Source organism: Conyzicola lurida (genome assembly GCF_014204935.1).
In the GTDB taxonomy this organism is placed as follows: Bacteria; Actinomycetota; Actinomycetes; order Actinomycetales; family Microbacteriaceae; genus Conyzicola; species Conyzicola lurida.
On the sequence record NZ_JACHMJ010000001.1, the window covers coordinates 3,349,285 to 3,368,973 of the forward strand.

24 protein-coding genes and 1 pseudogene are annotated in these 19,689 nt (G+C 63.4%); 11 read left to right on the plus strand and 14 right to left on the minus strand.

Translation table 11 applies throughout. From position 1 onward, the window contains the following. Positions 1 to 128: 128 nt before the first annotated feature. From HD599_RS18395 to HD599_RS16295, 8 genes and pseudogenes are all read right to left on the minus strand, one after another. Positions 129 to 485 (minus strand): annotated as a pseudogene (locus HD599_RS18395) (peptidase inhibitor family I36 protein); the annotation flags it as partial. Continuing rightward, on the minus strand, positions 486 to 1,484 hold the full coding sequence (locus HD599_RS16270; protein ID WP_184239520.1) for a hypothetical protein: 999 nt from the start codon (positions 1,482 to 1,484) through the stop codon (positions 486 to 488). Next, positions 1,477 to 2,013 (minus strand): RNA polymerase sigma factor, encoded by a 537-nt coding sequence (locus tag HD599_RS16275; RefSeq protein WP_184239522.1) that lies wholly within the window; start codon positions 2,011 to 2,013, stop codon positions 1,477 to 1,479. Before HD599_RS16275 ends, HD599_RS16270 begins: the two co-directional genes overlap by 8 nt. A gap of 426 nt (positions 2,014 to 2,439) precedes the next feature. Beyond that, positions 2,440 to 2,574 (minus strand): hypothetical protein, encoded by a 135-nt coding sequence (locus HD599_RS18240; protein ID WP_281381847.1) that lies wholly within the window; start codon positions 2,572 to 2,574, stop codon positions 2,440 to 2,442. 130 nt (positions 2,575 to 2,704) lie between these two features. Next, positions 2,705 to 2,902: a hypothetical protein gene (locus tag HD599_RS16280; protein WP_184239525.1), complete on the minus strand. Its 198-nt coding sequence runs from the start codon at positions 2,900 to 2,902 to the stop codon at positions 2,705 to 2,707. Positions 2,903 to 3,020: 118 nt separating this feature from the next. Then, positions 3,021 to 3,293, minus strand: coding sequence for a hypothetical protein (locus HD599_RS16285; protein ID WP_184239527.1), 273 nt, complete (start codon positions 3,291 to 3,293; stop codon positions 3,021 to 3,023). A gap of 155 nt (positions 3,294 to 3,448) precedes the next feature. Next, complete coding sequence (locus HD599_RS16290; RefSeq protein ID WP_184239529.1) at positions 3,449 to 4,171, minus strand: hypothetical protein; 723 nt, start codon at positions 4,169 to 4,171, stop codon at positions 3,449 to 3,451. Between the two features lie 11 nt (positions 4,172 to 4,182). Next, entirely contained in the window at positions 4,183 to 4,803 is a 621-nt protein-coding gene (locus tag HD599_RS16295) for a hypothetical protein (protein WP_184239531.1), read from the minus strand. Between the two features lie 419 nt (positions 4,804 to 5,222). On the opposite strand from HD599_RS16295, the gene HD599_RS16300 reads away from it, so the two are divergent. From HD599_RS16300 to HD599_RS16330, 7 genes are all read left to right on the plus strand, one after another. Further along, positions 5,223 to 5,528, plus strand: coding sequence for a hypothetical protein (locus HD599_RS16300; RefSeq protein WP_184239533.1), 306 nt, complete (start codon positions 5,223 to 5,225; stop codon positions 5,526 to 5,528). A gap of 27 nt (positions 5,529 to 5,555) precedes the next feature. Further along, positions 5,556 to 5,693: a hypothetical protein gene (locus HD599_RS16305; RefSeq protein ID WP_184239535.1), complete on the plus strand. Its 138-nt coding sequence runs from the start codon at positions 5,556 to 5,558 to the stop codon at positions 5,691 to 5,693. A gap of 436 nt (positions 5,694 to 6,129) precedes the next feature. After that, positions 6,130 to 6,342: a hypothetical protein gene (locus tag HD599_RS16310; RefSeq protein WP_184239538.1), complete on the plus strand. Its 213-nt coding sequence runs from the start codon at positions 6,130 to 6,132 to the stop codon at positions 6,340 to 6,342. Between the two features lie 175 nt (positions 6,343 to 6,517). Then, a complete protein-coding gene (locus tag HD599_RS16315; protein ID WP_184239540.1) occupies positions 6,518 to 7,555 on the plus strand; it encodes a hypothetical protein in 1,038 nt (345 codons plus the stop codon). Between the two features lie 145 nt (positions 7,556 to 7,700). Next, positions 7,701 to 8,024: a substrate-binding domain-containing protein gene (locus HD599_RS16320; protein WP_343062165.1), complete on the plus strand. Its 324-nt coding sequence runs from the start codon at positions 7,701 to 7,703 to the stop codon at positions 8,022 to 8,024. 666 nt (positions 8,025 to 8,690) lie between these two features. Next, positions 8,691 to 9,137, plus strand: coding sequence for a hypothetical protein (locus tag HD599_RS16325; RefSeq protein WP_184239551.1), 447 nt, complete (start codon positions 8,691 to 8,693; stop codon positions 9,135 to 9,137). After that, the gene (locus HD599_RS16330; protein ID WP_184239553.1) at positions 9,134 to 9,505 is read left to right on the plus strand and encodes a DUF2188 domain-containing protein; all 372 of its coding nucleotides are present in this window, start codon (positions 9,134 to 9,136) and stop codon (positions 9,503 to 9,505) included. Before HD599_RS16325 ends, HD599_RS16330 begins: the two co-directional genes overlap by 4 nt. Positions 9,506 to 11,193: 1,688 nt before the next feature. On the opposite strand, the gene HD599_RS16335 is transcribed toward HD599_RS16330, so the two are convergent. Genes HD599_RS16335 through HD599_RS16350 form a run of 4 tightly spaced genes read right to left on the minus strand, consistent with a single transcriptional unit; the run spans position 11,194 to position 13,318 of the window. Next, positions 11,194 to 11,556 carry a hypothetical protein gene (locus HD599_RS16335; RefSeq protein ID WP_184239555.1) on the minus strand — a complete coding sequence of 121 codons (363 nt, stop codon included), beginning with the start codon at positions 11,554 to 11,556 and terminating at the stop codon, positions 11,194 to 11,196. Positions 11,557 to 11,573: 17 nt separating this feature from the next. Then, positions 11,574 to 12,359 carry a metallophosphoesterase gene (locus HD599_RS16340; RefSeq protein WP_184239557.1) on the minus strand — a complete coding sequence of 262 codons (786 nt, stop codon included), beginning with the start codon at positions 12,357 to 12,359 and terminating at the stop codon, positions 11,574 to 11,576. After that, entirely contained in the window at positions 12,356 to 12,745 is a 390-nt protein-coding gene (locus tag HD599_RS16345) for a helix-turn-helix domain-containing protein (protein ID WP_184239560.1), read from the minus strand. The genes HD599_RS16340 and HD599_RS16345 overlap by 4 nt, the downstream gene beginning before the upstream one ends. A gap of 9 nt (positions 12,746 to 12,754) precedes the next feature. Then, complete coding sequence (locus HD599_RS16350) at positions 12,755 to 13,318, minus strand: hypothetical protein (RefSeq protein WP_184239562.1); 564 nt, start codon at positions 13,316 to 13,318, stop codon at positions 12,755 to 12,757. Positions 13,319 to 13,537: 219 nt separating this feature from the next. Between HD599_RS16350 and HD599_RS16355 the strand changes: the two genes are divergently transcribed. Both HD599_RS16355 and HD599_RS16360 read left to right on the plus strand, forming a co-directional pair. After that, entirely contained in the window at positions 13,538 to 14,380 is an 843-nt protein-coding gene (locus HD599_RS16355; RefSeq protein ID WP_184239564.1) for a hypothetical protein, read from the plus strand. 56 nt (positions 14,381 to 14,436) lie between these two features. Continuing rightward, positions 14,437 to 15,327 carry a site-specific integrase gene (locus HD599_RS16360; RefSeq protein ID WP_184239566.1) on the plus strand — a complete coding sequence of 297 codons (891 nt, stop codon included), beginning with the start codon at positions 14,437 to 14,439 and terminating at the stop codon, positions 15,325 to 15,327. A 376-nt stretch (positions 15,328 to 15,703) separates the two neighbouring features. On the opposite strand, the gene HD599_RS16365 is transcribed toward HD599_RS16360, so the two are convergent. After that, positions 15,704 to 16,054, minus strand: coding sequence for a hypothetical protein (locus HD599_RS16365; RefSeq protein ID WP_184239569.1), 351 nt, complete (start codon positions 16,052 to 16,054; stop codon positions 15,704 to 15,706). A gap of 206 nt (positions 16,055 to 16,260) precedes the next feature. Next, a complete protein-coding gene (locus HD599_RS16370; RefSeq protein ID WP_184239571.1) occupies positions 16,261 to 16,542 on the minus strand; it encodes a helix-turn-helix domain-containing protein in 282 nt (93 codons plus the stop codon). 167 nt (positions 16,543 to 16,709) lie between these two features. Between HD599_RS16370 and HD599_RS16375 the strand changes: the two genes are divergently transcribed. Together HD599_RS16375 and HD599_RS16380 are read left to right on the plus strand one after the other, a co-directional pair. Next, positions 16,710 to 17,561, plus strand: coding sequence for a hypothetical protein (locus tag HD599_RS16375; RefSeq protein WP_184239573.1), 852 nt, complete (start codon positions 16,710 to 16,712; stop codon positions 17,559 to 17,561). Beyond that, entirely contained in the window at positions 17,558 to 19,489 is a 1,932-nt protein-coding gene (locus tag HD599_RS16380) for a hypothetical protein (RefSeq protein ID WP_184239576.1), read from the plus strand. Before HD599_RS16375 ends, HD599_RS16380 begins: the two co-directional genes overlap by 4 nt. Positions 19,490 to 19,689 lie beyond the last annotated feature (200 nt).

A 19,689-nucleotide genomic window follows, 5' to 3' on the forward strand; every position in this document is an offset into this window, starting at 1 on the left:
TTGAATCAGGTCGTGCAGGAGAGATTGGTGAGAGCGGTCGAGTTCACGCCGACGCCCTTGTTGGCGGTGAGGGTGTGCACGATGGTTGTGCCGTTCATTGCTCTCACCGTTCCGGATGTGCGCGCGTTCGCTATAGAGCGGGCGGACCCGCCGAGCTGCGCGAGGCTGTTCGCTGTACCTTCCGCGGAACATCCTGTGAAGGCGAGCTTCGTGCCCGAGTAGTTGGTGGAGCTGAATGCGCAGTAGCTGCCGGTCGCGCACGTTCCGATTGCACGGGAACCCGGGGAAGGGAACGTGAGGAGGATCGCGCCGCCGTCCCACGAGACCGTCGTCGCCGAAATCTGAACCCCGCCCGGGAAGTCGGCGAGCACGCCGTCTATCTGAGCTTGCAGGCCTTGGTCTTCTTCCGGCAATGCGGAAGCGGGCGCTGCGCCCAACCCCATAAGAAGGAGTGCGGCGGCTATAGCTACTGCGAGTTTTCTCATCTATTCGGATTCTTTCCATGCGGTGTAACTGAGGACGGTCATTGCGGGCAAGTTGGTGTCCTCAAGTCCGCCTAGGTAGACGTCTTCAGCGGAAAGGAGAAGACCGGTGGCTAGGTCGAAAACGAGGATGTCCTTGAAGTTCCCGTCAGCGCGGGTCTCGGTTTCGAGCGCGATGCCTTCCCGCCCGAGCCGGTCGGTGACCGTCCCCGCCAGGACGACGTCAGGAAGCGTCTTGATGATCTGTATGAGCGCGGATGTTTGGCCGCCGGTCAGCGGCCAGTCGACCCGAAGATCCTGGATTGCTTTGAACCATTCGCCGGCGGTGGATACGCTGCTGAGGCCGAGCACGCTGGAGAGATAGGCGCGCATCTCGTCTGCTGACGCCGGCGGCGTCTCGGGGAATAGTGCCGGGTACTCGCCCGGCCCGAAGGTCCCGTCGTCGAGGACCGCGCCCGGCTCCGCAGCAGGCGCCGACTCCGTCTGTTCTCCCCACTTCACAGCCCCAGCGCGAGTCACAATCCGACCCGAGAGGTCATCTGACCAGGTGCGCTCTATTTCTTGAGGTTGAACGAAAACGTCGACGGTCTTGTCCTCGCCGACTGTGATGTTCGCCGACCACGTCTCGTACACGATGGATCGCTGCCGGCTCGGAGTCTCGTTCTGGTTGTTCTGCGCGGCCACGCTCAGCCTCTCCAAGACGTCTTCCAGAGTGCCGTCGACCGGCGAACCAGTGAGAAGCGGCGGCGTCGCTGCGCTCGCCACCGGTCTCGTGAGCACATTCCCCGCGAAGAACACCGATGCGAGGACCAGGACCGCGACGATCGCCGTGATCCAGGCGCGCGCGTCGGCCCTGCGTCGAGAGTGCACGGGGAAGGCCACTGTGCTCGGATTGGTCGACAGGAGAGCTGCGAGATCATCTTCGGCGCGGACCGTGAGTGGTGCGCGCCGTCCGACGGGCGACGGATTCGACGCGCGGATACGGCGTTCGAAATCATCCATGAGCGTTTGCACCCCGCTCCCGCAGGTCGCCGAGCACCTCAGCGGCAGGCCCGCCGAGTTCGTGTTTCAGCGCGTTTCGCGCGCGGTTGAGCCGGACCCACACCGTGGGGAGTTTGCAATCCAAAATGGAAGCTATTTCGGCACCGGAAAGGTCTTCCCAGTACGCCATGAAAAGGATCTCGCGATCGCTGTCTTTCAACCGCATCATCGCCCTACGGGTGTCGGACGCCTCCTCGTTCATGGACGAATGGGCCTCGTACGCTTGGCTCTCGGCTTTGTCCGCGAGGGCCGCGGCGCGTGATCGACGCCGGTATTCGTTTCCGACGACGTTCCGCGCAACCGCGTACAACCAGGCGAGGGTTAGCTCGCCCCCGCTGACGTGATGAGCCCAAGCCACTCGAAACACCTCTGAAGTAACATCCTGCGCCGTCGCGAAGTCGCTGAGACGCCTCGCGACCGTCGCGAGGATCAATGAATAGTGCGCCCGATAGAAAGCAGAGAACTGCCCGTCCGGGTCCAAGTTCGTCATCCGGGGATACTTCCGACCACGCTTCTGCGCCTTCCGATGACTGTCGTTCTCTACAGATGTTTCCGGCAGGGTCGGGTACCTAACAGCCGAGGGTGAAAATCTCCACGAGTTCCGTGAGCATTGATCATACTCATCGTAGGACAACTGCCGCGTTTTCGGGATCGGCCGCGGCAGCCGCGAAGACGGGCGGCCTGGAATCGTCGCCCTACGGGACCTTCGTCGACGGTCGCAGCGGGGCTCTCCGCCCACCTGGTCGGCGTGGTCCGGACGTAGAACTACGCGCCGCTCCTGCACCTGCACCTTGTCCCCGGATAGGTGGAAGTCTCGTAGTCCACCGCGACAGGCCGACGCGCCCATTCCCGCTCTGGGCCGGCACGCCGCGCGGGGGACGGAGGTCGCCTGCACGAGTGCGGGTGGTTGATTCGGCTATGCGGAAATGTCTTCGGTCGAGAAAATCCCCGAGAGGCTGACTGCGAGGCTCGAGACGGCTGGCTCTGCGAGCGCGGGTACCCAGTGGATTAGAACGGGCAGCGGGTCGTTGTCGCCGGTCGGAATGTCCATTTGCCGCTCCTCGATTTTGGAAGACGCCGTTTGGGCCTCAGCGAAGTCATTTCCTGTTCCGCGGGTTTCCTTACAGATTGCCGAAACAAGGTGCTCGGCCCTCGCGATCGTCCACGTCTTCTATGGCACGTCAGCTGATTCGACGCACGCGAACAGGCCGACTCATCCCGGCGACATCCATCTTCCCGTGGGAGATCGTCACCGCCGGCCGGTACGCGTATCGATATTCGTAGCGGTACTCGTCCTGTCGCCACACCGACCCGTCGGTAAGCTCGACGATCGTCTCGCCCGACCATCCCTCCCACGATCCTTGGATGTGGAGTGCCATGATCTGATTCCTCTCGATCGCGATGCGTGGAGCCCGCGTCGCGCGGCACGTGCTTCTCGGCCTAGTCGAAAGTCGAGACTGAGACGGCGAGGGATCCATCCGTCGCCGCCGATTTTCCTTAGAGGAGCGGCGTCCAGAACGGGATGAAGGTTATCGCTGCAGAGATGAGGCCGATCAAGAGCCCGAAGACCGAGAGGCCTCTCGCCAAAGGCCCGCCTTGAAGGCCGACGATAACAAGCAGAATTATCACTGGCAGCATTACGATTCGCAGACTGGGCGTGAACGACGCTACGGCCGCGACGATGGAAAGCAGCCCGAACCAACGGCCCTTGATCAGCTCCGACCGTGGCTCGTTTGACATGACCGGTTCGGTCTGGTTGTCGTCGCTCATTGTGTGATCGTACTCCGGCTCTTCGATTCGTCTATTGGAAAGTTCTCGTGGTGGCCTGCCATGTCAGGCCTCGTGTCGTGAGGACGCCCCGTCGGACGGGACGCCCTCACGACAACTGTCAGGTCTGCGATCTAGCAGTTGCCGAGGACGTGCTCTTAGTAGTTGGTGCTCCAAGCCGTCGATGCGTTGACTCGGAGCGAAAGGTATAGGTCCTCGCTGCTCGTGCCGGTGTGGCTGGTGTAGTAGCTGTGCAGCTGAGCGAGTGCTTCCAGGGAGCCGGACGACTTGGCACGGATGACTGAGAGCGTCGGGAGGGTGGCGCTTCCGTAGCTCGCAACGACCTGCGGGGTGCTGGCGGCCGTGATCTGCCCGAACTGCGCGTTCCTCGAGTAGCTGGCCTTGAACTTGGTCGTGGCGAGCTCGGTGACGATGTTGACCGAGCAGTTCGCGTAGTTGGAGTAGCCGGTGCCCGTCGTGTACGTGCAGCCGGTGATCGCCCTGGCACCGGCGCCGGGTGCGAGCGCCTCTTCGTCGGGGACCTCGAACTCGGTGACCCTCACAGAGCCGTCGGAGAACTTTTCGACGAGGTTGTGGCTCGTCGGGAGAAGCTCTTCGTAGGTCTCTACAGGCACGGTGCTCGCACGCAGCGATTCGGGGATCTCGCCTGCTGCGATCTTGGCGACTACTTCGTCCTGCGTCGCCTGGGGTACCCCGTTCGCGCTGAGGTACTCGAAGACGGGTGCCCATTCCGGGTCGGTCTCTGCAGACGCCGGTGCGGCCAGACCCAGAGACAGGAGCACGGGGAGCACCGCTCCAACCGAGACCGCGGCAAGGGTGCGGGAAGCGATACGTGATTTTGTTGCGGTTCGTTGCGACATTGTTTTCTCCCTTAGAGACCGGTGGTGGACGTAGTGGCGTTGGCGGCGACCTTCAAGTACAGGTACGCCGTGAAGGTGGTTGCCGAGCTGCTGTACTGCGAGACCCCCTGAGCGGTCGCTGGGCCGGCGGCACTAGAGAACGAACGTGTGATCGACAACTGCGGGGTGGTTGCAGTGCCTCCGGTTGCGTACTGGTACGGGGAGCCGACACGTGCGATGGACCCGTTCGTGCCGCCTGAGCGGGTGTAGTCCGCACGGAAATGAAGCTCGAGGTACGCGTTCGAACCCCAGATGTCGCAGTTCGTGTAGTTCGTGTACCCGGTGCCGGACGTGATCGACGAGCAGGTGCCGATTCCTCGCGCATTCGGGTCAGCCGGCTTCGGCGTCTCGAGGGCGACGACAGAAACGGAACCGTCGGCGAACGTGCTCGTCGTGATCTCTTCGTCGGCCGTCGTCACCGTGGCGATGTCGACGGGAACGCTGTCCGCTTTCATCGAATCCAGCAGTTCGCCGGAATTGAACTTCGCCACCAACGACGCCGCTACGTCCTCGTCGACGCCGTGGGCGAGGTACCACTCGATCACCCGCGCGTCGCCATCATTGGCGGGGATCTCCGAAGCCGAAGCTGGCATTGCAGACCCGAAGGCGAATACTGCCACGGCGACAACCGCCGTCAAGACCGATGTTCGTTTCAATCGATTCATTTCCACTCCCGTCAGAAGCGCCGGCGAACCCGCCGACGTATGGATGATTTCCGGCTGGCGACAGAACCTAACCAGACATTGAGTGATCTTCCACTTCCGTTCAAACGCCTACGGATCGCGGGGCGACCGTCAGGTCGGCTGGGAGGTTTTCATCCGTCGCGTGAAGTTCCGACGGCACCACGGGCGAAGAGCGCGTACTGACTGGGTCGCATTTGCCGACCGCAACGATGGAGAGCGCCATTCTGGCGCCCTGCCTTCAAGGGAGTCTGTCTGCTGGCGAGTGTCGTCGCCGGACCGTAATCTGGGTTTCTGCAGGGCCGGCTGCTTCCGAGACGGGAGCAACCTACGTGGGTACGAGCAAGAGATATGCCGATTCGATCGACAAGCGCATGGGCGTCCAGGCCGACCAGTCGATCATGCGTGGCGGAACGCCCGAATCGCTCACGGCGACGGAGCTCGAGTTGAAGACCGAGCCCCTCACCCGCACCCCTCGGCCGTTGCCGGTCACCGCATGGGTGCGTTACGGGCGGATCGGTATCCGGGTCAACGGGCGAGCGGTCGCGTGGACGACGAAGGCGGTGGCCGTGGAGTGGGATTCTCCTGACGGACCGCACCGTGCGTGGGTGTGGGCTTCCGCGGTTGAGCGGAACTGAGCGACATCGCTCAGGCAGGATGGGTTCATGAAGTACGTCGCCACTATCCGCCCTACTGAGACCAGTGAAATAGAAGCCGAAGGTGAAACGCTCGCTCTCGCTCGCATCGAGCTCGAAGCCAAGTTGCCGCCGGGGTACCAGATCCTCGCCATCCGACAGGGCTGATCGACGAAACGGGCAGCCGGCTAGTCGCGTGCTGGTTCGACGTTCCTCCATCCCATCCGCTTATCTGCCGTTTTAATCGTCCAATGCTCTGTCCAACAGGTGGAGATGTTCGAACGGCAGGACGGGTGTCTCGTCGCGCGGCCGTTCCGGCCGCGAAGATTCCGACACGGACCGGTTCGTCCCGAGTGTGTGGAGCGCGTAGGCAACGGCCGCGAGTTGCGCTGCATTGCTGAGCACGTCGAGGGCTCGGGGGGTCTCATTGGGGAGTGGCATCGATTTCAGAGGCTGGTTCATGAACCTCTCATGCGCGGCACACTCGCTGATGTGCCTGCAAAGCGCAGGATCCGCGGGTAACGCCCATCTGCACGGCGGCTTGGCCAATCAACAAGAGTCCAGGAGCCGAACCGATGTCGTCCGGTTTCGATACGGTGACCGCATGGAACTGACTCCTGACGATCTAGCGAGGGCCGGCAACCTCGGCATGGACCACGCGGAGGACGAGAACAACTCGGGCACGCGAACGCCGCCCCTGTACGCGGCGGAGCTGTGGACGACGGTGATGGGAACCGCTCCCAAGGGCGGTTATCCCGCGGATGCGGTCTCGCACCTCCGAGACTCGTACAACCGCGGGCGGATGGACTACTACTGACCAGCACGGGGCTCTACCCCGCAAGCACCGGCGGGCCGCTCGGGTGGTTCGTGGAGTATTTATTCTTCGAGGAGTCGAGCGCCCGCGCATCCCACTCACTCGCGTGACCGCTCCGTTTCGCGGCAGACAGTATCTGCGCACGGCTCGGGCGCCCTTGGCCTGCCATGATCGACTTATGACGCCAGCACACGACGCAGCGAACGCCGTCAACGCAGCCGCCGAGCCGTACCCCGCCCCGGCAATCCACGACGCGAGCCTTTCCGTCGTCGTTCCCGAGGCGCTGACCACCGCACTCCGTTCTTACGCCGCCCAAGCGAAGGGCATCACGACCACGCTCGCGGCCGTGACCGACTACAACCAGATCCGACAGCTCGTCACCGCGGCGACGGAAGCGCAGCGACAGCAGGAACGTCTTATCGCGAGCACGTTGACGCCCGCGTTCGAAGCCGTGTCCCGCTATCACGATGACATCGCGAAGACCGTGACCGCGGCTTCCCGCTTCTACCAAGCGGAGGTCGCGTCGACCTATGCGAATGTCGCCCGCATCCAAGATGCGGCTGCGATGGCTGTGGCGAACGTCACACGGTACGAAGCCCAGTTCGGCGCAATAGCCGCACTCGCCACCAAACAGCAGTCGATGTACGCCACTTCGTTCGATCCCGTCATAGACGCGTTCAACCGCTACCAGGCGATTCCCACGATGACTGCTCTGCAGACTCGGTACGCCGTCCTGGAACAGGGCTTCCGAGCCGAATCGGGCACACCCGCAGACGACTTCGGACGAGTCCTGAAAGCCGCCGACCGGCACCCGTCGTTGAGGGCATCGCTTGACGCCGCCATCGTCGCCACCCAAAAGCCAGGGACGTTCGGCGCCGACTTCGTCGGGTTCCGTACTCGCACGGCCGACGTCGCCGACGCGTTCGACGACGCGGAGAACGACCCGTCGCTCATGGAGCCTCTCGAAGCCCTTCAGGAGTCGGCCCAGCTGACTGACGAAGTGCTCTTCGATCTGGGCGATGCGCTGGGCCTGTGGGAGCGGGTGAAGACCCACCGGCTTTCGGCAGCGCGTCTGGTCATCTGTTACACGATCGGGTTGACAGGGTTCGTCGCCTACTCGGGAACTGGCGCGCCGTGGCCCGTGGCGCTCTTCGACTCGGTCATCGCTGGCGGCGGGATGTATCTCGCCCTGTCGGATCGGGCGCGAGAGAATTAGCCAAACCGGTCGCGCAGCGGTGTTGGCCGGCCTTCCTCGTAGACGACGACGGCGCCCTGCACACGCCACGGGACGCCGTCGCTTCGTATTCGCTAAAACAGCTCGTCATGCCCATATCGGATGACGGTGATCCGCGTCCGCGAAAATAGGTGAGTTTAGGTCGCCGGTACACTTTCGGCATGGAACGTTCCCGACGGACGGGGCAGCAGTCGACATCATGGAAGATCTGCGGCTTCGAGGCCTGGCAGCGCCGGTCGACCTGACCGTCACCGGGTACGACGCGATCGGCGCCCTGGCCGCGCCGTTCCTCGGCCTCACAACCTACCGCGTGCCCGTCGTAGAGATGGGGCGAGTGTCCGTCGACATGCTCGTCGACAAGATCGAAGGCAAAGACAAGGAAGACCGTTCTCACGCGCTCCGTGGGACGCTCGCGGAAGGTCGGACGGCCGGATCGCCACCGGCCCTCTAGGCCACGGCCTGACCCGCGCCGACGTTCTGGAGCGTGATCACGCCCGCAAACAGTTTCGTGACATCGTCGATCTGAACTACCCAGAATTTCGCGGTAGTTCGCGGCGCAGGAATACGGTGCTGTTCACGTCGCCCGAGTCGTCTTCGATCGGGAGTTCTCCGAACCTGCAAGTATTCCGATCACGTTGGGCGCCTGGGCAGAGCTGCTGGCGGTCGGTAGGTCGAACTGGGAAGAATTCCTTCCAAGTCGAATAAAAGCACACCCGTCGGACTGAGCACGCGCCACTGGCCACTCTGCTCCAATGTCAGCTCGGACAGTTGCTTTCCAACTCGCCCCGTGCCGGTCAACGCGCCGGCGTGCTCGCGAGCTCGCGAGATCGACCACTGTCCGGTGTCGGTGTGTCGTCGCCACCTCGTAGACTCGAGGGACAATCAAAAATGAACGAGGAGCAGTTGACCGAGAAGCCCCCTGGCGACCAAGAGTCGTGGAAGAAGCAGGTTCAAAAGAGCGACGATCGGCTGTCTCACTCGGAATCCCAGCAGCCGAAGGACCGTCCGCGTCCTCCGACGCCCCCTGCCAAGGGGAAAAGCTGACGAGCCGGTGAGTTTCCGCCGGTCTGCTCGAGACGAGGCGTTCGACCTCATCTCCGCTGAGCTCAGTACTGAGATGGCCTCCTTCGTCGACCGCAACGCGTCGATGGAACAGCGCGCCACCATCCTCATCGGCGCGGCTAGCGTCGTCGGCGCCTTGCAAGTCGACAGCACGCCGTCCGGTTGGCTGATCGCGAACCTGCTGCTCTCGTTCGTGGCTGCCATCTGCGGTGTCGTCGTGGTCTTCCCGCGGAAGGGCGACGCTTTGGACGTCCGAAAGATGAGGACGGGCATGTCCAAGATGCCGGTGCGAGCAGGGCGCGAAAAACTGCTCGACATCAAACTCGAGGTTCTCGAAGCGGACGAGAAGTGGCTGATGACGCGGGGGAAGTGGGCTCGCACCGGCTTTATCGCGTTGTCCTTGAGTATTGCCCTCGCCCTTCTCGGGGCAGTCGTGCCGAATGACGAACCGCAACCGAGCAAATCGCCCGCCCCAACACCGACATCGACGGTCGGCCGATGAGTGGCGACGACGACGATTGGAAGAAGGAAGTCCAGAAGTCCAATCCCGGTACGTCCGGTAGATCGAGTAAGACCGGCAGGTTCGTCAACTCGGGCAAGTCCGGCAAGACGGCGAAAACGGGTAAGAGCGGAAGGTCGAGCACGACCGGCAAGGGAGCGTGGGTAACCCACTCCGCGGACGGTTGGACCATCGTCAACGCCAGGGGTGTAGAGAGCGGACACTTCCGGACTCAGAAAGACGCGATAGACGGCGCGCGCAAGATCATCAAGAACTCAGGCGGCGGCGAGCTGCGCATCTACGGAAAGAACGGCGCGATTCGGGGAACGAAGACCATCAAGCCGGACGAACACAAACCCACGAAGGGTTAGTCCTGGAAGACGGCGCCGGCAACATGTAGCAGTGGAACGTCATCGAACGGCATGTCCGGTGCTGCTCGCACGTCGTCGACTCGCCTTCGCTTTGCGCTCACTTGCATTCGGGCGACTCCTCCGCGCCCGACTTCGCTGATGGTCAAGAAATCTATATCTGGTTCAGGACGATCGTTCTCGTCCGGCTTGGTGCTGTCTCTCTTCGGTAAGGCCCTCGAGTCCCGCTCTGCGAATCCCCCGGTTCGACTGGCACGTTCAGTAGCATTCTGCGGGCCGGGGCGATCGAGAGCTTTCGGACTCACCAGGAAGACATGCGGCGAAAACGGGGCCCGACGACGTACCAGCCCCAACCTCGTCGAGATTCAGACGCGTCGACCGGTTCAACGCTCTGGAGTTACCACAATTACCGCGTTCTACCAGCGGGTGGTAACAAGCTGGGCCCATATAAACAAAGGGATCGAGGCCCCTTTAGTAGTAGTAGTTACCAGTTACCACCTTTAACAGAAATACATACACTACGAGGCAAAGGGGCATATATACCCCCGGATGGAGGGGAGAGTATGTTCCTTCTACCCTTAGGGGTATACCCCTCAGAAGTGGTAACTGGTAACCGGGGTCGTTTTTTACCCTCTGAACAGCACTTTATAGGGCACCGAGGGCTGGTAATTTTTCGTTGGGGCGGTAACTTGCGTGTTGTCAGGCTGATTTTCCGCGGAAGTATGCGGATCTGGAGCGAGTCTGTCGATGCGCAAGTGGCCGCCGGCTCGAATACCTAACATCCAGCACAGTTCCAGGCGGAGTGCGCACGTCAAAGAGCCAGATGAGATCATCGGAAAATTCCGGAAAGTTTCACCGACAGCCCGTTACTTGCCGCATGTCTACATTGTGAGCCCGAAAAACCCAGCAACATCCCGGCCCGCAGAATGCTACTGAACGTGCCAGCCGGCCCGGGAGACGACGCAGAGTACGGCTCGACTGCGAATACTGAAGACGGCCGACAGCGTATCGCTGCCGAACGCTGCACCTAAGCAACCCGTTCATACTCGAGCTAAGAGCCGGAAGCACGCCCACCCGTGCCCTGCGTTGCGTAGCTTTCGAACTACCACCAGCGCCGGCGACCACACACCGGCCACGACCGGCAGAAGGCCGACCAACGGCCCTACTAGGCAGGTGGACGTGCCCATCAGACGAGGTGGACCACTCCGCAACGTAGGCATAACCAGAAGGGGCTCTCGTCCGAGCCGGCGACGTCGAGGGGCGTCAAGCACGACGGGCAGTTCGGCGTACCGACTTCGGCGAGGTCCACACGCGAACGATAGCAACTTCGACCTTGTGCACTCGAAAGTTATCCCCCTCCTTGATCGTGGGCGCAACTGCTCACATGACATGTGTGGAGTGAACCCGGCTCGAAGGCAACGACATCGAAACAGTGGTCTTAGTGTTCGTGAACCGGGAACACCCGAGGTCCACACGGATCACCCCTTCCCGCGGCGACGGCGGCGTGGACATTCTCGACAGGGCAGCAGCTCCTGACGGGCGTGACGAGGTCTACCAAGTGGCCTGCCCGTGGCGTAGCTCGCTGACGGTCTGGCCAAGGCTCTGAACGGCTGAGCTTGGCCCCAGCTCCGCGCAGCTGTCCGCTGGAAGGCGAGCTTGTTCCCGGACTGCTGATGCCGGCCTCATCGTTTTCAGCGAAAACCCGGCAGTCGTTCGAGACCGATCGTCCGAACGATTCGTTGGATCAAGCTTGACTGGTGCCATCTGAACTCGAGATCCTGCTCGTGTGGAAGCGGCATCATCGTCCAGAATCCCACGTCGCCTACGCGGCATCGGTCGAGGGTCCGCAGCTCACGACCAGGGTCGGTGACGAAATCCATCGCACCGTTTCCGGGAATACGAGCAACGAGCATCAGGTCCAAGTCGAAGAAGTGGGCGCTGGTCAGGCTAAGCACCAACCACTGGCCGGCCTGCTCGAGGGTGAGCTCGGTACGGTCTTCGCCGAGGTCTCCGCCGCCGATCAGTGCGAGCGCGCGATCGTCGTCCATCCCCATGCCTGTGTCCTCCGCCTTCAATCGATCCACGACCACGCCAGGTCGACGAGGTCGAACAGGCCGATGTTCTTTCTCTGCCCGTCGCTCCCGAGCGAGACGACCCGCTGCCCGGTCGGAAGCTCGATCCGATCGGCCACGTGAAGGTGCCCGTGGAAAAGGACCTCGGGGCTCACGCCGTTCCAGAGCGCGGTGATCAGCTGGCGCGATGTTCTCGAATACTCGAGCGCGTCGTCATCCCACCCCTGGGGATTCGTGCTGAGGACTGTTTCGACTCTCCAGGTCCCGCCGACGATCGTCTCGTGTGTGATGAGGACTTCGACCGGGCCGCTGCCGATCGCCGAGGAGACGTCGTCGACGGTCGGTATCTCTTCCGGCCACCATGTTCCTCGAGCTCGTCGGTATGCATAGTCGAGGGAGGCTGCACCGCCGAAGGACATGAAGGATCTGCCGGCCACCCGGAACCGGAAGCCTCTGGGGAGAACCCACACCCGGTCGCTCAGACGTATTGCCTCGCCTGGTCGTGAAGCGAATCGGTTGACGAGCCGCGGCCAGTCCTCATGGTTCCCCGGCGTTACCAGGACCCTCTCGATATGTGCCTCTTGGCACAGGGCGTCGACGGCGGCGAGAAACCCTTTCCCGCGTTTGTCCGGCAGGATCCCGAAGTCACCTGCATGCAGAATCGTCCGTACGTCGGGCGCTGTTTCGTGGAGGGCCGGGATCACGGACTGAACCCACAGTCTGTTGGCGTGCCAGTCTCCGGCGACGGCGATGCGGGTCTCTCCGGACAACGTGACGTCATTCATAACGACGCACGAGTCTCGAAGATGGCGGCCACCCGCGCCGGGTCGCCTCCGCCGATCAAGAACGTGCGGGGTGACTCCCACTCCTCGCTGTCGGCGAGCCTCGGTCGCGGTGCCAGCATCATTCCGCGGACGAACGCGGGATGCATCGACGGCGGGATCGCTTTCACGACTGTCTCGATACCGGGAAGTGCCGAGCCGGCGCCGAACTGCCAGACGGAGTACCGCCACTGCCTGCCGAACGGGAATCCGTAGAGCTTCTGTTCCAGCCGGCGGCGGCGCACCGTCGCCTCGCTCACTCCGAGTATCCGCGCGGTCTGCGCGGTGGTGAACGACTCGGCGACCGTAATCGCCGTGGCTTCCGCGATCTTCGCGGGTGGGACGATCATCGGCTCGGACTACTTGTCGGTGCCCGATGTGACGGCCGCGGCCGGCGGTTGGATGATCGTGGGGACGAATCCGTCCAGCAGACGCTCGGTCGCTGTCCTCGTGTCCGGTTGTTCTCTCAGTGTCCGTGCCGGGGTTGTGCCGGTGGAGGGGTTGGCGGTCTCCAGCCAGACGGCGAACTCGAGCGGCTCCCGTCCGGGCGTCTCCTGGGCGACGAGTTCGGCGAAAGCGCGGGTCTGGCGGCCGTTCGCGTCGAACTGCACCGACGGGTAGAGCCACCGTCGGTCGACCATCACTCCGAAAAGCGTTCCCGCTCTTCTCTGCTGGTCGATCGCCTGGCGGGTGAGTTGCTTCCAGCGGCCGAGGGCGGGTCCGGAGTAGCACGCGCCGATGGGCGGGTCGTCGATGCAGACATCGGGGAGCACCTCGAGCATCCGCGCGGCGAATGCCTCGACGTCGGGGAAGGTGTCGAGGGCGCGTTCGAAGTCGACGCCGGGCAGTCGCGCGGCGATCGCCGCGACGAGCGCGTGACGCGCTTCGACGAGTGCTTCCGATTCGTGCGGGTCTACATCCATGGTGTTGATAGTAATCAACATCGAGATGCTGTCAACGGGGTGTCGGGAAATCCCCGGATCAATTCTGTTCGCGCAGTACACCCACCGTGAACTGGGATTTCCCCTGCAGATCGAGCCGGACGCGGGACCCGCTGCCACTCGATGGGCTCCCGACGGGCGTCTGCCGCGCATGTATAGGGGGGAAGTGAACATCTCACTCCCTTCCGACGGGAGAAACCGATGAACTACACACCGACCATCGATGACGCAGCCTGGGCGTCGATCAAGGGCCTCGTCGCCGATTCGGTCTCGCGATGCTCCGGGAACACCGCATACTCCGACACCGACCTCTACCAGGCGGCCACTCGGTTCGTCGCGTGGACGCAGTCGTCGACCGCGCTGTCGCTCGCCGACGATCTATTTGCCCCGAGCGTGATCGAGGACTTCGTCGCCCAAGGGCTCCCTGACTACGCGCCGGCCTCCCGGGGGAACAGGCGGTCCATTCTCCTGAGGATGTCGGAGACGATCCTCGGCGAACGAGCGTCACGCGTACGACTGAAGGCGTTGCCGTCGTCAGAGCCAAGCCGGCCCTACTCGGATGAGGAGATCAGCAGCCTTCGCAAGTGGGCCAGGGAGCTATCCAGCTTGCGCCGCACTCGGGCGATGGCCCTGCTCGGGCTCGGCATCGGCGCAGGTCTCTCCAGCGGCGAGATCACAGCGCTGCGCTGCGGCGACGTCGCATCCACCGGTGCCGGGGTCGTCGTCTCGGTCTGCGGGGCCCGCGCGCGTGACGTCACCGTCCAACGCGGTTGGGAGCGGGCGGTCAGCGAAGCAGTCTCCGGCGGAGATGACGACCGCTGGGTCTTCTGCCCGGAGCGCACCACCGGCGGCAAGAACATGGTCACCAACTTCCTCGCCAAGAACCTATCCGCTGACGTACGGCCGAACGTCCAGAGGATGCGGGCGACCTGGATCGTCGGACAGCTGGACCGCGGAACTCCAGCTCTCCAGCTAGTGAAGGAGTCCGGCGTGCGGTCGATGGCGGCGCTCAGCCGCTTCGTCCCGTTCGCCGACGCGGCCTGACCCGCCCGCCACAAGATCTTCGTCGACGAGCCTCGCGGTGTTTATAGTTATCGACCATGGACAGCGGTAGCTCCTCCTACGAACCCACCCTCGATACCGCGGTGTGGCTTGCAGTGCGGGAGTTCGTGAACGCCGCCGTCGCCGACTCCTCGGGGAGGACTGCGTATAAGGAGAGCGTTCTCAACGTCGCGGCCTCCCGCCTGGTGGCGTGGTGCTGGGAGAGCGCGGGTCTGCCGTTGGATCGGACAGTCGTGTTCCATCGGGACACGATCGCCAGGTTCATCGCGGTCGGCTGCGGCGGGTGGAAGCCCGCGGCCCGGGGGAACCTCCGATCGCAGCTGCTGCGGATGTCGGAAGCGCTTCTCGGCAGGACGGCGTCGCTGCGGCGGCTCGGGCCGCTGCCGCCGTCGGATCCCTCACATCCCTACTCTGTGGACGAGCTCGTCGCACTCCGCAACTGGGCCTCCGCCCAGTCGACCCCGTTCCGGCGCACCAACGCCGCTGTGCTCCTGGCTCTGGGCGCGGGCGCTGGGTTGTCGGCGCTGGAGATCGGCGAATTGCGCGTCGAGGCGATCGACGTGCAGCCTGACGGCGTGACCGTCGCGATCGAGGGCGATCGTCGTCGCAGCCTACCGGTGCGCCGCGTGTGGGAGCAGGCGCTGGTGGACCGGGTGCGGACGTCGCCGCCGGGCAGCTATGCGTTCCGGGAGAACCGCACGGCGAACTACCCGAATCTCGTCTCGAGCTTCGTGGTACGGAGCTCGAGCATGCGGGTGCGCCCGACGAGCCAACGTCTCCGGGCGACGTGGATCGTCCACCATCTGGCAGCGGGGGTTCCGGTCGTGACGCTGATGCGCGCAGCTGGCGTCGAGTCGCTCGAGGCTTTCACTCGGTACATCCGCTTTGTGAGCGACGATCCGAACCACGCGGAGAGGCTGCGGGAATAGCATCCCAGCCGGCATCCCCTCGCAGCCATAGGACCTCGTGCGGCCGCCAATTCGAGCAGCCCGACAGAAGATGAGGAACACCATGTGCGAAGAAGAATGCGACTCCGTCGGATACCGGGGGTACCTGCCGCACTGGCCGTGCACCATGAAGGTAGCGGGACACGCGCCCGCTCGCACCGGCTCCGAAGAGACCCGAACCGCGCACGACAGCCCCGCCCGCGGCTAGTCCGATAGGGACAGCGGACACGGAAGGGTCCGGTCGGTCACAGCTCCGACCGGGCCCTCACGAGCAGAGCGAGCGACGCACCAGCCGTGGAACTTCCTCGTGACTCTCGCGAGGGCGCAGAACATGGGCATGACGCGGCTGAAGCAGCCGCTAAGCGCCCAGTCGTCCGACCCGCTCTTTCAACAGATCGAACACCCCCGGCAGCATCCGTTCCGCCGCGACGACGTCGACCAGTGTCATGACGATCTCGCCCCGGAGCATCCTCGAGATGCGCGCGTAGTTGAGCTCGTTCATGTCTGAGTAGTTCCGAACGGTGCGGAAGCGGCCCTTGATGAACGCCCGGATCTGCTGCGCGTAACGGTGCTGTGCCTGCGACGCCGCCAGCTGGTCCAGGTCCGTCGACGACGTCAGATCCTCGCGCCACTGCGGTCGACCACCTCTTCGGCCGAACATCGATGGGTCCGTGCAGAAGTCCCGCGGAACGTACTTCGAGTCGGACATCCCCCGATTTTATCAAGTATGCGCTTTTAGCGCAGAAGCGCGCTGCGCGACCTCGCCGTGCCGCTCATGACCTTTGCATGAAATCAGACTCGTTCTCCAGCGACAACATCATCCCCTTCGGCAGCACGGATTGGACCGCCCTGTACGGCGCACTCTCACCGTCTCGACTGAGCGATGACAGCCGCGCGAAGGCCGGAAAGCCGGAATCAGTCGAGATCTACGAGCCCCGGCCACAACACGGTCTTGAAACCTCGCTCGAGTTTCGCGATCGTCTCGAGGTCCGGCCACGTACGGCCCTGCAGGATCCCCTGGATGGTCGAGTGGTCGACGCCGGTTATCTCGCCAGCGGCCCTCAGGCTCATATCGTCCATCGCGGCCTGCAGATTGAGGACGAACTGGCGGGCGACCTCGCCGCTGTGATCGTCGGAGGGCACGTCGGGCCATTTCTTCGTGCGTTCGCTGGGCGAGGAGCGGAACGGCCGGGACATAGGTCGAGCGTAGACGACGCGGCCGAAGGGATAGTGGAATGACGACTCCAGAACCCCTTGAGAGCACCCTAACAGGTGTTTATAGTTATCGACAACTTTTCGATGACATCGACGGAGTGATCCGTAACTTCACGCCTCTCGCCCCGTCCAGATTCTGGAATGAAGAGGTGCAAGAGTTCACCCGTTCCATCGCCACCGAGATGCGAGCGAAGAGCGAGGATCACGCCCGCAACTACATGAGCGCGGTCGCGGGTCTCACTATCTGGACCGTGAACATCGCCTGCCTGCCGCTCGAGCGGTCCTCCGTGCTGTCGGGCCACAACATCGACGCCTACATCCGCAGGGGTGTCAAAGACCTCAGCCCGGTCACCCTCCGCAACCTCCGATCGCGCCTACTGCGGGTCAGCGCTGAACTCGTCGACTACAACCCGCGCCGCCGCGACGCCGGAAAGAAATCCCGCTACGAGAACTTCGTCCCCTACGCACCCAAAGAACTCACCCGCTTCCGCAACCAAGGCTCGACCCGGAGCACGGCAGTGCGCCGGCACAACTGGATGACGCTCCTCGCACTAGGCGCAGGCTGCGGCCTCAACACCACCGAGATCGTCCTCCTTCCCACCTCCGCAGTCCAGTCGACTGGCGATGGCGTCCGCGTGACCGTCGCAGGCAAACGTCCCCGGATGGTCGTCTGCCTCGCCGCATGGGAAGAGGACCTACGGCAGCTGGTCTCCTCGCCGCACGCCGAACACTTCCTGTTCTCGAAGGCCGAGCGACCCACCTACCCGAACGCGTACGTAACCCGGTTCCTCAGCACTGTCGCCAACGACGGGGCCGCCTTCCAAGTCGAACGTCTCCGTTCGACATGGATCGTCAACCACATCGACGCCGGCACCCCCGTCTTCGCCCTCATGCACGCCCTCGGAGTGAAGTCGCTCTCCACACTCGAACGGCTCGAACAGTACGCCGCCGCTCCGGGCGACGACGTGCTCACCGCAGCATTCCGGGGGGCGCGCTCGTGAAGACCGGGATGGGACCTGTCCGCAAGACAGGCACGAAGTACACAACAGACCCGAAGTACAAGGAAGCTATCCAGGACCGGTGGGCAGACCTGCCAGACGGACGCTTCGTCGGCAACGCCAGCATCTTCTCGCATAAGCAGGTTCTCTTCGTAGCGTCCGTCATCGACAACGCCGGCATCGCCGAACTCATCGACGGCTGGCATGCCGAAGACGCAGCGGCGAAGGTCAAGGGACCAGGCGGACGGCCGAGAACAGCCACGGTCACCACCCGCACCGCCCTCACGCTCCTCCTACTGCTCACCGCCGAGCATTCCGCCCAGCTCGTCGACGAGATGGCGTTCGTTGCAATGGCGCGGCTGTCCCCGGAGTCGGCCGCCTACCTCGGCCTCGACGGAGCCATCGCAGCCGTCAACGGTTCGAAGCGGTCCAAAGAACAGTGGTACAGCCCTATATATAGAGCGCTCCGCCGCGCCCTCGACACGATCGACCCGAAACCCCACACGTCCACCAAGCGAGGCAAGTTCCCGACCAACAAAGAGGTCGATGAGATGCGTGAACGTTGGACGGCTGATGAACTCGGAGTCAAACAACGACGTCTCGAACTCGTCAACAACGAACTCATCCAGGCGACCATCGACATGGTCCCCAAGGAGTACGCGCAGCACTGGCAGGGCGACACCTGCATTGACGCGACTGTCGTCCCGGCCTACGGCAAGCGCGGCGCGCCATTCGGTGGAACGCACGGACCGAACGATCCCAGCGCCGGATGGTACCGACGCGACCACGCGCACAACGTCGTCGAAGACGGCGCGAAGAAGAGGATAAAGAAAGCCGTCTTCGGCTGGGATCTCACCATCGTCGTCCAGACCAACCACGAGCCCGACGAGATCGCGAGCTTCCCCAAATTGATCACCGGCATCGGCATGACCGTTCCGGCCAAGGACCTCATCCGCACAGCCACGGACATCTACACCGACATGTCCCGTAGAGGCCTTCAGGTAGGCAGAGTCGTCGGCGACCGCGGCTACGGCGCTTCCGCAAAGGCCGCGGACTTCCAATTGCCGGTCCGCGCACTCGGACACACCATGGTGATGGATTACAAGACAGAACAACTGGGGAAAGGCAGCGGCGAAGAGTTCGGAGGCGCCAAGCAAGTCGAGGGCGCCTGGTACTGCCCTTCCATGCCCGCGAACCTGGTCGACGCGACAATCCTGCTGCGCAAAGGCGAGATCGACAAGAAGACCTACGACCTCCGTATCGAAGACCGACGCAACTACATGCTGCGCCCCAAAGAGAAGCCTGACAAGAACGGAGCCGTCGCAATGATGTGCCCCGCCAGAGGACCCGGCGCCACCGCACGGTGCCCGCTCGCCGAAGGCTGCTCGACAACAGAACTCGACGACAAAGCGGTCACCATCGAGAACTACCCCGACGAAGCCCATCGCGGTGCGATCTGCATGAACAAGACCTCCGTCACCATCCCGGCGACCGCCGGCGCTAAACAGGCCCAAGATCTCCAGTACGGCAGCAAGCAGTGGGCTCGCGAGTACGCGGTCGACCGCAACGGCATCGAGGGCACCAACGCCTACGCCAAAGACGGAGCAAAGGAGGACCTCGAGAACGGCGCCAAACGACGACTCCGTGGATACGCCGCCCAGTTCCTCCTGATCGCTTTCACGGTCGCGACCGCAAACCTTCGCCGCATCCAGAGTTTCCGAGACGAAGACCTCCGCGCGAAGTCGGCCGCTCACCACGAAGTGCGCGTCGAGCGCAAGAAGACACGACGCGAGAACCGTCGCAGTCGCGACGACCGCGAAGGCGCTTGGGGCGACTTCTCCTACGCTGAACCCGACGAGTCGGATGAACCTGCCGCGAAGCCCAAACGCACCCGAACCAAGAGACGCGAGAGGGTAGCTCCACCCTCCTAGTGCGGCGACCCCACTTCATCGATTCCACTCCCGCTTCACCAGACGGTCCAGCGCGCCATGACGGCGCCCGGTTCGCGGTTCATCGCTATGAAGAGCAACTTGGCGCGCCAGAAAACGGTCAAACTGACGCTGCGTCTTGAATATCCCGCCCCTACGCGCCGTATCGATGGTCGACAACGGCCAGAATCGCAGCAGGAATA